The organism is Winogradskyella rapida (assembly GCF_042675845.1).
Classification (GTDB): Bacteria; Bacteroidota; Bacteroidia; order Flavobacteriales; family Flavobacteriaceae; genus Winogradskyella; species Winogradskyella rapida.
In genome coordinates this window covers 879,325-880,863 of the sequence record NZ_JBHTKM010000063.1, presented here as the reverse complement: position 1 = coordinate 880,863, position 1,539 = coordinate 879,325, and the positions used below count along the sequence as shown (strand labels likewise).

Here is a 1,539-nt window from a genome sequence, read left to right as displayed (position 1 = left end):
ACACAGATGATTTATGTGCGTTCAGAAAATACGATAACAGGATGTTACAGTCTTACACAAAACACATTAGAGTTAAATGTAATTGCGGCACCAGAGGTACCAACAGCAATAGACCCTATTGTTTTATGTGATACGGATAATAACGGTATTACCCAATTTGATTTAACCGTAAAAGAGAGTGATATTTATAACGGACAAAATACTTCAGCTGTAGAGCTTAGCTATCACGTTAGTGCAGCAGATGCAGCTACAGGAGCCAACCCAATTATAAATACAACAAGTTATACCAATACCAGCAACCCACAGACTATTTATGTGCGCTTGTATAACCCAACGGTAGGCTGTGAAGATGTAGGGACATTTGATTTAGAAGTTAATCTTCCACCAGTAGCGGTACAACCTACTCAATTAAGTTTATGTGATGACTTAGGGGAGATGCCAGGAGATGAGTTTACAGTTTTTGATTTAACACAAAAAGATGATGAAATCACAGGGAACAACGGTAGTTGGTTAGTTAGCTATTATGAAACAAGTGCAGATGCGCAAGCGCAAACCAATGCTATTGCAGACCCTACTCAGTATACCAATACTTCAGTAAATGGTTTAGATGCTAACCCACAAACGCTTTATGCCGTGGTAACAGATAGCAACACCGGATGTACAGATATGGTTACCTTAACCATACGTGTATTACCAAATCCAACACCAACCTTAAGTGAGAATATTCCAGATTTAGAGTTGTGTGATGACTTTAATACAGGCGATGGTGTAGAGGTGTTTGATCTTACCGCAAATGAAATACTTATTCTTAACGGCGAGGCAGGTGTAACGGCAAGTTATTATGAAACGCAGTTAGATGCCAATAATGGTACTAACGCTATCCCAGACCCAACACAGTACACCAATATAGAGACACCAAGTCAAGAGATTTATGTGCGTGTAACACGTAATAGTACAGGATGTTATTCTTTAGTAGACTTTACCATTAGAGTGCACCCATTACCAGAAGTGGTTGCTGTTACCGATATGATTCAATGTGAATTATTTACCGATGGCATAGATAGTTTTGATCTTACCACTAAAGACGACGAAGTCTTAAATGGTCAGGATCCAAATCAGTTTGTAGTGAGTTACCATAGCAGCTTGGCTGATGCGGAAGCAGGAACTAATGGTTTGGTAAGCTCTTATACCAATACGAGCAATCCACAGCAGATTTTTGTAAGCATAACCAATGTAGATACAGGCTGTTCAATTAGTACACAAAGTTTTTATATTGAAGTACATGAAGCGGCACAGGCCAATCCGGACACCGTGCCAATTGTATATGAAATTTGTGATGATGAAATGGAACTTGATGGCGATCCAACAAATGATAGTGCACAATTCGATTTAACAACAATGGATACTGAAGTGTTAGACGCTCAAAACCCAGCAAATTATAATGTGACTTATTATGAAACGCAAGAGGATGCTGATTTAAAAGTAAATCCATTACCAACCTTGTATGAAAACACGGTAAACCCGCAAATTATTTATGCA

At 38.7% G+C, this 1,539-nt stretch carries 1 pseudogene; it reads left to right on the top strand.

Annotated elements, in window-relative coordinates:
- A pseudogene (locus ACFQ13_RS11225) lies at positions 1 to 1,539 on the top strand (hypothetical protein); the annotation flags it as partial.